Here is a 12125-nt window from a genome sequence, read left to right on the forward strand (position 1 = left end):
GCGGCGCAATTCAGCTGCTTCACGAACTACCGATGCACTGGTTCTTCCTGAGCAGCGATTCGGCCCGCTCGAGCAATGGAATGTCACCTGGGAGTAGAACGGCGATGTCGCCCGACAGCATTTCGCCGTCCCTGATTTCGATGAATCGCCGGTGCAGGTGCATCTTTGCGTGCCGCCGCAGAGGGGTAAGCAACTCAAATGACGACTGATTGATGATGATGTCCTCGCGGCGGGCTGCTGTTGCACGGAGCCAGGCTGGCCTGAGTTTGACGAGAAGCGCCCTCGCTTCCAGGCTTTGCTGCAGGTGACCAACGGGCCGCTGCATGGCGGGAAGGATTAAGCCTATCCCTATGCACATCACTGCCAGCACCTCAAGGGGCCAGTACGTGGAATCCAAAAAGGCGGTGAACGTCGTCGTCGGGTGCAAGCTGTGGCTGATGGCACCATAGAGGACGCGGTCGGTGATGGCCAGACACGAAGCAGCGCAGCCGATTGCGATCACGAGGAATCCGGCGCGGAACGCTCGGGAATGCATGTGCCTCCAAGCGCGCATGCAAGTCACCATGAGGTCCAGCCCGGCCCAGACCAGAAAGCTCGAACCGGACAGGAGGAATAACTTCATTCCGGGCTCGTCGGCGTAGGCGACTTGAAGGTTGGCGCTTGTGGTGACCGGGCGACTGAACAGAAAGCCAAGAACGGCGAAGATTCCAGTCAGGGCCAGAACCCAGCGCCCCAAGGCAAGACGTCGCCGGCAACGCGCCTGATCGGTGGAGACAGCGACGACTACGGCGCTGCGGAACTGCCAAAAGCCCAGCATCAACGTGATCAGCGTGGCAAGCTTCGCCAGATTATGGCCTCCGAGTACGGCGTCGACCACGAGGTACACGTTCGGTGAGTACAGGGTGCAGGCAACCGCGGCACAAAATGCGGCCCAGAAGACGTGTCGGCCGTGAGCATTCCTCGCGTGCGGCAGCCGGATGAGTGCGAGGGTCCAGAGAAGCGCCGCCGGAATGTACTGCATTATCCGAAAACTTCGGCAAAGGCCAAGTGTTCGGAGGCAAGTCGCTGCGTGCCCTGCATGATGCGGGTCGCCAGACGGTCGGCTAGCAACTCTGCAGCAAGCTCCCCGGGATCGGTGAAACTCCGCCGGTGAAGAACATGATGGATGGCTGACCGGTCAACGTTGGGGATCAAAGCCAAGCTGGTTTCAACGTGGAGGGTCTTGATGTTGTCGTCCAGGATCAGGTGGCCGAATTCGTGGAGGACAACCTGCTGGCGGTGCAAGGGTGAGCGGGTGGGTGCGTGCGCGATCAGGTCCCTGTCCTCGAACGCGAACCACATTCCGCATACATCCGTTCCTGGCAGTCCAGGCATTTCATCGATGTCAATTGGCCGGTGTCGCTCACCGGCTAAATAGTGCCGAAGCGTTTCCAGGGTGAGCTCCCCGGGGAGCTTGAGACGCTGATCAGCCGCAAGCGCTGCCTGGTGGGCTTTCCGGACGTCCATTAGTGACCGTGATCCACAGGACCCATGACACGAGTGGGTCCAAGGTCAGCCAGCACGTATCCGTTGGGGTAAGCCCCGGACCCAGAGCGGCCGGGGGTAAAACGAGGTTCTGCTGGGAGCGGCTTCCGCCGCGCGACCACGTTTCGCAAACTTAGCGCCGTGTTGAGCATTGCGCGGGACCAACGACGCCGGCGGGGGAGGCCGAGCGCATCGGTGAGCCTATCGTCGTCGAACATTGCACTGAGCAATGTCCGGGTGAATGGACGCACTGGTCGTGGCAAGGTGTCTTTGAGTATCTGCACCGTTGAGCCCATCAGACTTATGCCAGCTGAACTGGTCATGACGTTCGCGGCCTCATACGCGTCCAGGATCGCGGCAGCCTCGGTGAATGTTTGGGGCAGCTGGACGAGGTGCATCCGCTGGCCGAGTTCCGCGAAGAAGCGAGTCGCCGCGTCCACTTCGCTAACCGTGGGCTGACGCCACGCATGCTGCTGCGTCCAACGGATTGGCACGACAAGAAGCGTGAGCAGGACGTAGCGAAAGTCCTCCGGTGTGCCGGGGACGTATCTGTGCACCCGGTTGAGGAGTGCGATCATTTCCTGCCCGCGGAGGCTGTCGAGGCCGTTGGCGATCAGCTCGTAGATCACGATGGCGGTGTCGTAGGAACGCTTCGTGGGACGTTCTAGGATTTCGCCATTTTCCACCAGCGTTTGTGCCAGGCGGGGTACGGCGAAGTTCCGATAATAGGAGAGGAAGTTGCCGAGCTCCATGTCCTTGGCTAGGTCGAACATGACCATTTGCCGGAAGGTGCGCTCCCAGTCTCCGGGTGATGCTGATTGCTGAGCCTGCAGGCTCGCAGTGAGACTGGAATGCACCGGGCACCTCCAAAAGTGAGACCGACGGCCGGTCGACCTTCGCCGACCGGACCTTGTACTTGGGAGCTGCTTCCCATGGTAAGACTGTTTCTGCAGCTTCGAGCCCACATTGCAGAGACTAATTCCTGAAGAGATTCCTGAGGGCGCGAACATCGGTGCCACCCCGGAGACGCGTATCTAGCGATGTTCGGCCTAGTGGCCTATTCGGGACCAGCACCGAAGTCCACCAGGAGTTTTAGAAGTCCTTGGTCTACCTGACCTCGGTTGGCCGCGTATCGCCATGGACTCGCATTTGCGCGCGAACTTGTGCGGATCACGAATCCAAGACGCAGGAGTCCCCATAGTTGGTGTCTAACCCGGCCTGGCTTCAGCTTCAGGGCCTTGCAGATTGCACCGACATCCTGTGGCCCATTGGCTGCCAGCAGGTGTAGCAGCCTGGCGCTTGAGGATGTGCACAATATTCTTGACATGACGGGAGCCGCCCTTCGCTGCGCCATCAGTACGTTTTCGAGGTGGACATGTCCAACTGGTCCAATGTACGCCTATATCGCTCACGTCGGAAGAGCTGCTGCGAACTATGTACAGGTACAGGACCAGTCGCGTACTTTACAGTGGCTGATTCCCTCCCCGTGGAAGGAAATTTGCCATGCATGAGCATCCGCAGGTCAGGGCATTTCGTCAGGCCGCTGAAGTCATGAGGAGTGAACGGTATTGGCAACGAGGCGAAGACGATGACGTTGAATTTCTCCGCGCTCTTGCCGACGTCGTGGCGGAGATTTCCTACCACCTTGATGCCGTCCAGGCGCTGGACGTGGACGGACTGGCCGCCTATGTCTGTGCGGCACGACTCAAACCATGGGCAGGTAAGGTCAATGCCGAGCTGCTGCTGATGACCGCCGTGGGTTCTGCGATCGAACGGCGTATTGCGATGACGCGGACCTCGCGCAATACTGGGGTGCAGTAAGGGCGCGCAGAACCACACTGGTGCGCCGCCAGGAGATGTCCATCGGTGGGAGTCGGAATTGCCAGACAACGAGAACGAGGCGGAGTCGGCCCCATCCGCCCAGCACCTTCTCGCACGTCGACTGAATCTCCTGCTCGATGTCGCTGCTGAAGAGCGGGGTGAGCCGCTGACTTTTTTGGAGCTTAAGGAAGAACTGGCCGCCCGTGGCGTCGGACTGTCGCGGGCACGGTGGTCATACATGAAGGACGGCACTGGACACCTGGTGTCGGACCCGGAACTTCTGGCCGCGATCAGCGAGGTCTTCGGTGTCGACCCGGACTACCTGCTTGGCAGTCAGGGGCCGGAATTGCCCGAGCTCATCGACTCCCGGCTGGAGTTCCTCAAGGCACTGAGGGCTGCCAAGGTGAAGTCGTTCGCCGCCCGTGCATTGGGTGAGGTCTCGCCTGAAACGCTCAGGGTGATCACTGAATATCTGAACAAAGACATCGTCGGTCACTCGTTCGGGAAGCAGCTTCCAGCTACAGATCAAGAAGATAGCGGCGGTGGGCCGCCATCAATTCCCTGATGCGGGCTTTGTTCGTTGAGTAGCGTGGCGCCCTACCGTGCCGGTGGCCGGGTTCCACATCGGCCTTGATCACGCCGGCTTCTTCCAAGACGAGGAGGTGCTTGGCCACGCTGGGCGCTTCTGAGCTGACCGCCGCCACGATGTCACCTCGGGTTGCCGGTCCGTGGTGGGCCAAATAGCGCAGGATTTCATTGCGGGCCCTGTTGCCAAAAGTGGTAACAGCTGCCTCGATCTCCGGGGACCACTCGGCATCTTCGGGCTGGGTGATGTGTGGCATGGCACCATTCTGCCCCATAGTTGTCCACAATGGGACGAAACTATCTTGACAATAACTTAGTTCGCTCCAACAATTGAGGGAGAACTACAAGCCGAGGCAGGCAGCCAGAGTGCATGGAGGCTCGCTTCAGAGCTGGGGGAGTCCGGCTCGCTTCCGTTGAGGGACATATTCGTATGGACGGAAGCTCCAACAACGGCGCCAGTAACGACGCCGCTCGTCGATAATCACCACAGCAAGAAGCCGGTGAAGATGATGGGCCTCAAGTCCAAAGATTCAGATCAAACTAACTGCCGAAGCAGTATCGATGCATCGCTGGAATTTCTTCCGGTGCCGGACATTCCGATTGACCAGTTGATGATGGCCGTTGAAAACACTCGCCCCTACGTACGGGCCAGGCTGCTTCGGCTAGGCCGTCTCGACGACGTCGAGGATGTCATGCAGGACGTCCGCATTGCGGCCTGGGAGGGGCTGGTCAAGCAGCAATACCGTCATTTGCCCGGGACCGCCTTTGGCGGATGGGTCCAGGGCATCGCAGTTCACCTGTGTGCGGACCACGTCCGCCGCACACTGGCCCATCCGTGGCTGCCGCTGATGGCCGATCCGGACGGATCCATGGTCTCTCCCGTTGACTTTGCAACGACCGAAAGCATGGAGCGGGTTGCTGAGCACGAGTGGGCCGAAGAGATCATCACGGCAGTCCGCCAGCACGTCTCGGCCAAGAAGTGGGGCTGGGCTGTCGAGTGTCTGACGGCGCCCCGACAACGGCACGAAGCCCACCACCCGGATTGGGAGGAGCGCAAGCGCTGGGAGGCAGTGACCATTGTTCGCCAAATGGCCTTCACCGTGAAGGCCGCCCTTGAAGTGGAGCCTGCGACGCTTTGTGATCAACCGACCACCATAGCCACGGCGGTGTGTTGCCTGCCCACTCCTTTGCTGCAGGTGGTCGCCGAACGACTGGTGCTCACGGGACTTCGTGGTGCCGAGCGAACGGCCGGACTCATGGAACTCTCGGCAGAAACTGGCGCCCGTTGGAGGTACCTGGAAGGCAAGATCGGCCATGCGCGCCGGTTGTATATCGCAGCACTCGACATTCTCGAGCATGCGGCGGCAGGCCACTTTGAGGACTCGGCCGCTTCCGAGGAGTTCTGGGCCGGAAGCACGGCACTCACGTCGTAGAGACCCTCGAGAACCATGAACAGGGTGAAAGGGGCCTCCCATGTACATGATTGGCAATCTACTTCGCCGTGTGGCGGGACGCCGGCATCTCTGGCTGGCGTTGCTGGTGGGGATTGCCCTGTTCGCAATGGTTGCGGTGGTCCTGGCATCTCGATCGCCAACGAGGGCTCAGCCGGGGGAGTCGCCTACGGTGACCACAACCACGGCGACGCCACAGTCCACCCGAGTGGCCGCCGTCGTGCCTCCACCGCCACAAGCTGCACCTGTTCTGGGGGCGGGGGAACCAAGGACCACGAACTACCGCACGCTGGCGGAGGCGGCGGCGCGGGCCATCTACACGTGGGACGCGCGGTCCTCAACATACTCGGAGGTCTATGAGCGCCTGCGTTCGTGGTGGGACGTGCTGCCGGACGGATCAAATCCGCTCACTGTCATGGCCCAGGAATTCCAGGCCACGGGTGTCACGGCAGCGTCCTTTGCGTCCCTGTCCGGCATGCATGCGTTCCGAACGGCGTCGGTTTCCACGGCGGTCTGCGACGGGCAGCTGGCCCAGGTTCAGCAGAACCCTGCGCCGTGGGAAGGTCTGCACGTGTGCACCTTCACGCTGAAGGTGGCAGAGCACCAGACGGGCGGGAGCAATGCGTACACGGTGCCGGTCAGCGTCATGGTCAACTGTCCTCCGGCGGCCACGGCGCCGGCAGACCACTGCGCCATGGTTGGCTTCTATGCCTCGGCCAGCAGGATCGTGTACTGATGGCCGTCCCGGCTGTGTTGCTGGCCGTGGCCAAGCGCCGGGCGCTTCTTCGTCTCATAACCGGGGTAGTTGGGGTCTTGGTTCCGGTGCTGATCATGGTCATGTGTGGCGGATTGGCCTTGGTGGCGACGACCGCCGCCCAGGGAAGTACGACGGCGTGCCTCACCACTGCGCCGACCGGTGCGGACACGGCGGCCCCGGTCGGACCGGGGTTGTCGGTCCCCTCGGCATCGGGAGCTCCGATTGTTCTCAGCGTCGCGCAGGTTGCGGTGGCACGCGCGTACATTTCGGTAGGCAAGACCTTGGGTCTTCCGGATGCGGCCCTGGAAATTGCCATCATGATGTCCTTGCAAGAATCGGGTCTTCGGGTGCTGGCGAACCCCTCCGTTGCGGGTTCCATGGCGTACGCGCACGACGGCGCTGGCGTTGACCACGATTCGCTTGGATCCGCCCAACAGCGGTCGTCGGCTGGCTGGGGGAGTGTGGCTGAGTTGATGAACCCCGTCTACGACGCGGAGGCGTTCTTTGGTGGTTCCATGGGGCCGAATCATGGGTCGCCGGCTGGATTGCTAGACATTCATGGCTGGGACTCAATGAACAAGGGTGCTGCCGCTCAGGCGGTCCAGGCATCGGCATTTCCAGAGCTCTACGCACAGTGGGAACCGGAAGCGCACGCCGTGGTCGAAGCGCTCAAGTCTGGTGCCGGGTTGCAGAAATGCACACCCGGTGCTGGCGGCGGATCGGCGCCAGCACTGCCGGTCAACTTGAGCCTGTTGCGTCGCCATGTCATCCACTACGCCGAACAAGGCGTCGGCGGAACTTATGTCTGGGGCGGTACCGCATTCAAGGCATGGGACTGCTCGGGTTATGTTCAGTGGGTGTACGCGCGCGTTGGAATCCAGCTGCCGCGGACCGAACAATGGGCCGCCGGCAAGCCCACCTCGATGCCGCTTCCAGGCGACCTTGTTGTGCAAAATCCCGACGGACCCAATCACTGGGGTCACGTGGGGATCTACGTGGGCAGTGGGATGATGTTCAGCGCGCTCAACCCGACGGTAGGAACGTTGCTGCACCCGGTGGCATGGAACGTCAGGACCCAGTACTTCCGGATTTTACCTGCTGGCTAACTACAAGGCCGCAGTTATCAGCAGAAGATGTGGGCTAAGCCGGGCTACGACTAATTTCGTGCTGTAGCCCGGCTTTGGAATAAATAGCACTGCTGAATACTGGGTCCGGGAATGCACATGCAAACGAACCTTTGAATTCACATCTCAAAAAAATGTATCGATCCGAATTAGCTTTCCCGATGAAGGTGATTAAGCAACCTATTTGCACCGCGTTAGCAGTTCTGTTCCTGCTGCTTTGAAATCGTTCATGTCTTCTGAAAATAAGGTTTCAATCAGAAGTTTCATCTCAGGACCGGCATGCTCCCCAGCGGCCGTGACTTCGTCCCGGTCATCGCGGAGTTTTTGTATTGCGGTGGTGTCGGTTGGGTCTACTGAAGCTATCCCCGTAACATAGCGAATCAAAGGTCCGTCTTCATTCACTCCAACTAATAAGCTACATGTTGCCATTTCGGAGATGACGATTGGACTCTTCGATGTCGCAGTAGCCTCGGAGGTCGAGCTCGAGGCTACTGAAGTAGTTACCTCGCTTGCCTTGGTCGCCGAGCCGCAACCAGACAGTGTCATCGCGCACAAAATAGCCAATAGTGTGAATGTCCTTTTCATAATTCCTCTTGTTGCGTTGCTTCGATGGTTTGAGTCATGCGTGTGTTTGGCTAATTGGTGCAGTTAACGTATCTTGACGTTGCTGATTCTCTCAGCGACCGGATTTACTTCACGCAGGGAAATCGAGATATTCACATACGATTTAGTATGTAAACGTTTTGCATTCGAATTTGAATTCAAAGAGCATTTGATCGACCTGGAATGAAACTACTAGTGCAACCTTTTCGACGTTGAATTTTGGCCGCTTTTCGTGCTTGAGTATTTGTCGGGCTACTGGCCTTTGATGCTCCCAGGACGCACTGATGCCCACACTGCAGAGTTGAACTATCGAAGAGCTTTGCATGCTTGAAGATACGACTTATAGCTAGCCATTTCTGCCGAGAGCTCTTCGTACAAGCGATCTTTCTCCGCTACGCCCGACTGCAGCTTAGCTACGTTTTGCGCAGCCGCGTCCTGGACGGCGGCTTGAAATAAGGTGATCGTTCTGCCGGTGACGTTCATAACGTCGTTGGCCTTTTCGAGGGCGTCTAAACACTCTGAGGGTGTCGTAGGTACTTTAACCTCAACAGTCTTCGTGACCTCAATGACCTTTGGCTGCGTTCCTACAAAGCCTGTTCCGATGCCGAGTGCAAATATTGCGACTCCGGACGTCGCCAGTATGGCAATCTTTACGCCCTTCCTGAGCCTGGTCGGTTTCTTTGGCGAATCGGGTTGTACTGGCTTGTTGATGTCCAGAATCTCCATGGTTGGCTGTCTTCCTATTCAAAGTGCGTGGTCAGGCTCCCTCCAGCTAACACACAGAAAGATCCCCTATCGAAGGATACTGGATTGGAGAGAGTCTTTTACCCCTGAACGTTTCTGCGCAGATCTAACATTTTGATCACGATTGAAGTGAGTCGTTCCCGCAATGGGTGAGTTGCGAGAATCAGGCCTCCTGTACTTGTCACCTTCTCCTCACGTCGTTTAGCTCTCCAGCAACCATGAACAGGTGAACGCTCCCCACAGCCGTGGGAAGGCAATGATAGGAGTCCACCATGTTCCTGGCTGCGCCGGTCGATCCCGGCATCACACCCAATACAAGTTTTCCCTTCCTTGAGTCGCTGAAGGAGATCGGCGGCGGAATCCTGGTCGGCGCCTTCATCATCATCGCGATAGTCGCCATTCTGGGTGCAGCGATGCTGCTGGCCGGCAAATTGAGCCAGTCGTCGCGGCTGGCGTCCGGCGGCGGCATGATCCTGTTATGGACCGGCCCGGTTGCGGCCATCCTGGGCGGCATCAACGGCTACATCCTGTGGTCCCAAACAGCCTTCCACCTCGGCTTCTAGGCCATCACAATGCTGCCCACGGTCAAATGCTCCGCTGGCGGGTGGTGGCCACCGGGTTGCGGCCTGATATCGCAGACGCAGGACACCGCCACCCAAACCATCACCGACATGTTCGCCAGCATCCTGGCAAACATGGCTTCCTGGATGTGGTCGTTCATCTCCGGGGCCTTCGGAGTGTCAGACATCGGTCCATCGGATTGGGCAACCGTCAGTGGGATGACGAACTGGTGGATCATCGTCATGATGACGCCGCTGGTGGTTGCCATGATTCTCCAGCTCCTCGGCGGGATGATCAGCCAGCAGCCACGTCGCATCGGCCGGGCCGTGATTGCCGGCGGGATTGCCGTACCCGTTGTCTTTGGCGCCGTCAGCCTGATGCAGAAACTGACGCAGTTCACGGATTCGGCATCGAGCGCCCTGTTGGCCACTCTGGGGTCAGACCCCTACCTCGTCTTCATGCGGCTCTTCGGTTTCGAGCGCGCCCCGGCAGGTTCGGGACGGCAGTGGGACCTGACATCCATGGTGAGCCCGGGAGCGTCTGGTCCGGCCGGCCCGGTCATCGTCACGGTCGCTGCGGTGGCCCTCGTGTGGGTCATGTCGTTCATTCTCATGTGCTCGATGATCTTTAGGTCCTTCGCGCTTCTCGTGCTGGCCGCCACGGCGCCGGTTGCCATCATGTTGATGCCATGGGAGCGCACCAAGTCGTGGACGAGGCGCTGGTGTGAGACCGTCGTCGCCCTTCTCATCGCCAAGCCGCTGGCAGCCACGGTCTTGGCGGTAGCGGTCAAGCTGTTTGCGAATTCGACGTCGTTTGCGGGCCTGGCTTCGGGAGCTGTCGGCATGGCGTTGGCGTGCGCCGCGCCGCTGATGGCATTGCGCTTGGTCAGCTTTGCCGGCGGTGAGTTGGCTGCGGCCGCGCAAGTTGCTGGCGGCGGGCACGTCCTTGCGCGCGGCAGCAGTTTCGCGGCTCGGCAGGTCGGCAGGCAGATGGGCGGCAAACTGTCCCTGGCGAGCATCGGGTCCAAAGGTCCAGCCCCGATCCAGTCGTCGCCCGAGCCCAAGGTCAAGTCACCTGTGGATGTTGGCGATATCAGCCAGCAGCCTGTGAAGCACGACGCCGGCCAGGTGACTCCCAGCGCGCCGAACCGGCCGCCGGGGTCTGAAACAAAGACTTACGGCCAGCCGTACGTCAAGCGCGCCGGGACGCCGCATCGCGACCCAAGCGCACCGTCGCCCGGCGGACGCAACACCGGGACGGGGTCCGATGCGACCAAGCCTCAGGCGGAGTCAAGACTGCGAGCGCCGCAACCCCAGAGTGGATCAGCAGGGCAACGGCAGGTCCCCACGCCAGCGCAGGTCCCAACGCCAACCCCGGCGCCGCGTCCGGCATCGGGACCTCGGCCGCAGCCGCCCATCCCGCAGCCCCCGCCAGTTTCGCACCCTCAAAACACCACCTCGGAAAGGGACAACGATGTCTGAAAATACCCGCACCCTGCAGCCGGTGAAGTTCCCCCGGTATGAGCGCCACGGCCTTTTTATGGGCCTGCAGTGGTACCAGCTGGGGCTTGTGGCCGTCGGCGTTGTCGCAGCCACCGTTGCCTCCGCCACGGGAGGGCCGCCTGCCCTCATCGTCACTACGCCCCTGTGGCTTGGGCTGGTGCTTTTCGGCGTCCTGCAATATTCGAGGATTCCCTATCCGCTGTGGGCCTACGCGGCCACCGTGTTCCTGTGGCGGCAACAGACGGGGCAGACCAAATACCTTGCTAAGCCGGAGCAGCCCCAAACCAGAGGTCAGCTCGCGCTCCCGGGGGGTTTGGGGACGTTGGAGTTGAGGCAAACGAAGGCGGGGACTGCATACGTTGTCGACCGCCAGGGCCATGAGGCCGTGGCCATTCTACGCTGCAGCACCACCTCGTTCGCCCTGCTCGATGACGATGACAAGGCATACGCCGTCAAAGCGTGGTCGAGGGTGCAGACCGCCATGGCACAGCGGCAGGCCGTCGCCCGGATTGCCGTGCAGGATTACACCGTCCCGTACCCGTCCAGCGCGCTCCGGGACTTTTACGATCGCAGCAAGTCTCCCTCGCGCATTAACGAGGTCAACTGGGGCGACAAGTCCTATCTGGACCTGATTGCCGCGGCCGGCTCTGCGATGAGCCACGAACTGCTCGTCTGCCTCGTCATTGACACGGCCAGGGCGCGACGGCGGATCCGCGACGCAGGCGGGGCCGCCGCAGGTCTGGCACATGTGGTCGGCTCGGAAGTTGAGGCACTCACCACGGGGTTGAAGACCCACGGAGTCACCGTCGACGAATGGCTGCCGGAAAACAAGCTCACCGCGGTTATGCGCGGTGCCTTTGACCCCCAGGCAGTTCCGAGGCTCGCCGCTGTCGCCGCGGGTAAACATACCGAGGGCATGGTCGTTAGTGGCGGACCCATGGCTGTGGAGGAACACTGGTCCTACCTGCGCACCGATTCCGGCTTCCACCAAACCTTCTGGATCGCGGAATGGCCGCGTCAAAGTGTGTTCCCCGGATTCATGCACCCGCTGGTGTATGTGGGCGACTTCCGCCACACGGTCACGGAGGTCATCCGTGCCATCCCGACCGAACAGGCGCTCCGCGACATCCGCTCCGCCCACGAGGCCCATGACACCCGGAGACGCGTCAACGCCCGCTTCGACCGGCCACTTACCCGGGAGCAGCGGGCCGAGGAGGAGGAAGTTGCCCAGCGCGAGGATGAGATCGTCGCCGGGCATGGCGACGTCCGCCCCGCCGCCTACGTCACCATCACCGCCGAGAACCTTGATGACCTGGCCCGCTACAGGCAGGAACTTGAATCCGCGGCCGCCGGCGCCTTTGTCGAACTGCGGCTCCTTGCCGGCCAGCAATGGCCCGCCTTCGTCGCGGGCGCCCTACCCCTTGGAAGGGGACTGAAATGAGCAAGCACGCCC

Annotated in this window: 16 protein-coding genes; 8 read left to right on the top strand and 8 right to left on the bottom strand. The window is 60.7% G+C overall.

Going from position 1 to position 12125, the window contains the following annotated elements; genetic code table 11:
• Positions 1 to 19: 19 nt before the first annotated feature.
• From CVV68_RS16905 to CVV68_RS24960, 4 genes are all read right to left on the bottom strand, one after another.
• Positions 20 to 1021, bottom strand: coding sequence for an MAB_1171c family putative transporter (locus tag CVV68_RS16905; protein ID WP_110502175.1), 1002 nt, complete (start codon positions 1019 to 1021; stop codon positions 20 to 22).
• Complete coding sequence (locus CVV68_RS16910; protein WP_110502176.1) at positions 1021 to 1341, bottom strand: hypothetical protein; 321 nt, start codon at positions 1339 to 1341, stop codon at positions 1021 to 1023. The genes CVV68_RS16905 and CVV68_RS16910 overlap by 1 nt, the downstream gene beginning before the upstream one ends.
• 164 nt (positions 1342 to 1505) lie before the next feature.
• Entirely contained in the window at positions 1506 to 2303 is a 798-nt protein-coding gene (locus CVV68_RS16915; protein ID WP_245933605.1) for a DUF2236 domain-containing protein, read from the bottom strand.
• A gap of 278 nt (positions 2304 to 2581) precedes the next feature.
• Positions 2582 to 2878, bottom strand: a complete 297-nt coding sequence (locus CVV68_RS24960) for an ArsR family transcriptional regulator (protein WP_110502178.1) — start codon at positions 2876 to 2878, stop codon at positions 2582 to 2584.
• A gap of 149 nt (positions 2879 to 3027) precedes the next feature.
• On the opposite strand from CVV68_RS24960, the gene CVV68_RS16925 reads away from it, so the two are divergent.
• Positions 3028 to 3345 (top strand): hypothetical protein, encoded by a 318-nt coding sequence (locus CVV68_RS16925; RefSeq protein ID WP_110502179.1) that lies wholly within the window; start codon positions 3028 to 3030, stop codon positions 3343 to 3345.
• 58 nt (positions 3346 to 3403) lie between these two features.
• Positions 3404 to 3910 (top strand): helix-turn-helix domain-containing protein, encoded by a 507-nt coding sequence (locus tag CVV68_RS16930; RefSeq protein ID WP_110502180.1) that lies wholly within the window; start codon positions 3404 to 3406, stop codon positions 3908 to 3910.
• Here the strand turns inward: CVV68_RS16930 and CVV68_RS16935 are convergent.
• Positions 3864 to 4187, bottom strand: a complete 324-nt coding sequence (locus CVV68_RS16935; RefSeq protein WP_170133222.1) for an ArsR/SmtB family transcription factor — start codon at positions 4185 to 4187, stop codon at positions 3864 to 3866. The genes CVV68_RS16930 and CVV68_RS16935 overlap by 47 nt on opposite strands.
• A 327-nt stretch (positions 4188 to 4514) precedes the next feature.
• Between CVV68_RS16935 and CVV68_RS16940 the strand changes: the two genes are divergently transcribed.
• The 3 genes from CVV68_RS16940 to CVV68_RS24335 all read left to right on the top strand — a co-directional run bounded on the left by CVV68_RS16940 (position 4515) and on the right by CVV68_RS24335 (position 7244).
• A complete protein-coding gene (locus CVV68_RS16940; RefSeq protein ID WP_170133223.1) occupies positions 4515 to 5363 on the top strand; it encodes an RNA polymerase sigma factor in 849 nt (282 codons plus the stop codon).
• Positions 5364 to 5553: 190 nt separating this feature from the next.
• On the top strand, positions 5554 to 6117 hold the full coding sequence (locus CVV68_RS23240) for a hypothetical protein (RefSeq protein WP_211320887.1): 564 nt from the start codon (positions 5554 to 5556) through the stop codon (positions 6115 to 6117).
• Positions 6118 to 6212: 95 nt separating this feature from the next.
• Positions 6213 to 7244, top strand: a complete 1032-nt coding sequence (locus CVV68_RS24335) for a C40 family peptidase (RefSeq protein ID WP_245933612.1) — start codon at positions 6213 to 6215, stop codon at positions 7242 to 7244.
• A 198-nt stretch (positions 7245 to 7442) separates the two neighbouring features.
• Here the strand turns inward: CVV68_RS24335 and CVV68_RS23245 are convergent, their stop codons facing one another.
• Together CVV68_RS23245 and CVV68_RS16955 are read right to left on the bottom strand one after the other, a co-directional pair.
• On the bottom strand, positions 7443 to 7847 hold the full coding sequence (locus tag CVV68_RS23245) for a hypothetical protein (RefSeq protein ID WP_146238943.1): 405 nt from the start codon (positions 7845 to 7847) through the stop codon (positions 7443 to 7445).
• Between the two features lie 324 nt (positions 7848 to 8171).
• Entirely contained in the window at positions 8172 to 8591 is a 420-nt protein-coding gene (locus CVV68_RS16955) for a hypothetical protein (RefSeq protein WP_110502185.1), read from the bottom strand.
• Between the two features lie 290 nt (positions 8592 to 8881).
• On the opposite strand from CVV68_RS16955, the gene CVV68_RS16960 reads away from it, so the two are divergent.
• Positions 8882 to 9172 (top strand): hypothetical protein, encoded by a 291-nt coding sequence (locus CVV68_RS16960; RefSeq protein WP_110502186.1) that lies wholly within the window; start codon positions 8882 to 8884, stop codon positions 9170 to 9172.
• Here the strand turns inward: CVV68_RS16960 and CVV68_RS23585 are convergent.
• Positions 9169 to 9438: a hypothetical protein gene (locus CVV68_RS23585; protein WP_170133225.1), complete on the bottom strand. Its 270-nt coding sequence runs from the start codon at positions 9436 to 9438 to the stop codon at positions 9169 to 9171. The genes CVV68_RS16960 and CVV68_RS23585 overlap by 4 nt on opposite strands.
• On the opposite strand from CVV68_RS23585, the gene CVV68_RS16965 reads away from it, so the two are divergent.
• Complete coding sequence (locus tag CVV68_RS16965) at positions 9413 to 10651, top strand: type IV secretion system protein (protein WP_170133226.1); 1239 nt, start codon at positions 9413 to 9415, stop codon at positions 10649 to 10651. The two genes, CVV68_RS23585 and CVV68_RS16965, sit on opposite strands and share 26 nt — an antisense overlap.
• Positions 10644 to 12113: an SCO6880 family protein gene (locus tag CVV68_RS16970; RefSeq protein ID WP_110502188.1), complete on the top strand. Its 1470-nt coding sequence runs from the start codon at positions 10644 to 10646 to the stop codon at positions 12111 to 12113. Before CVV68_RS16965 ends, CVV68_RS16970 begins: the two co-directional genes overlap by 8 nt.
• The last annotated feature ends 12 nt before the right edge of the window (positions 12114 to 12125 follow it).

It is taken from the genome of Arthrobacter livingstonensis (assembly GCF_003219815.1).
In the GTDB taxonomy this organism is placed as follows: domain Bacteria; phylum Actinomycetota; class Actinomycetes; order Actinomycetales; family Micrococcaceae; genus Specibacter; species Specibacter livingstonensis.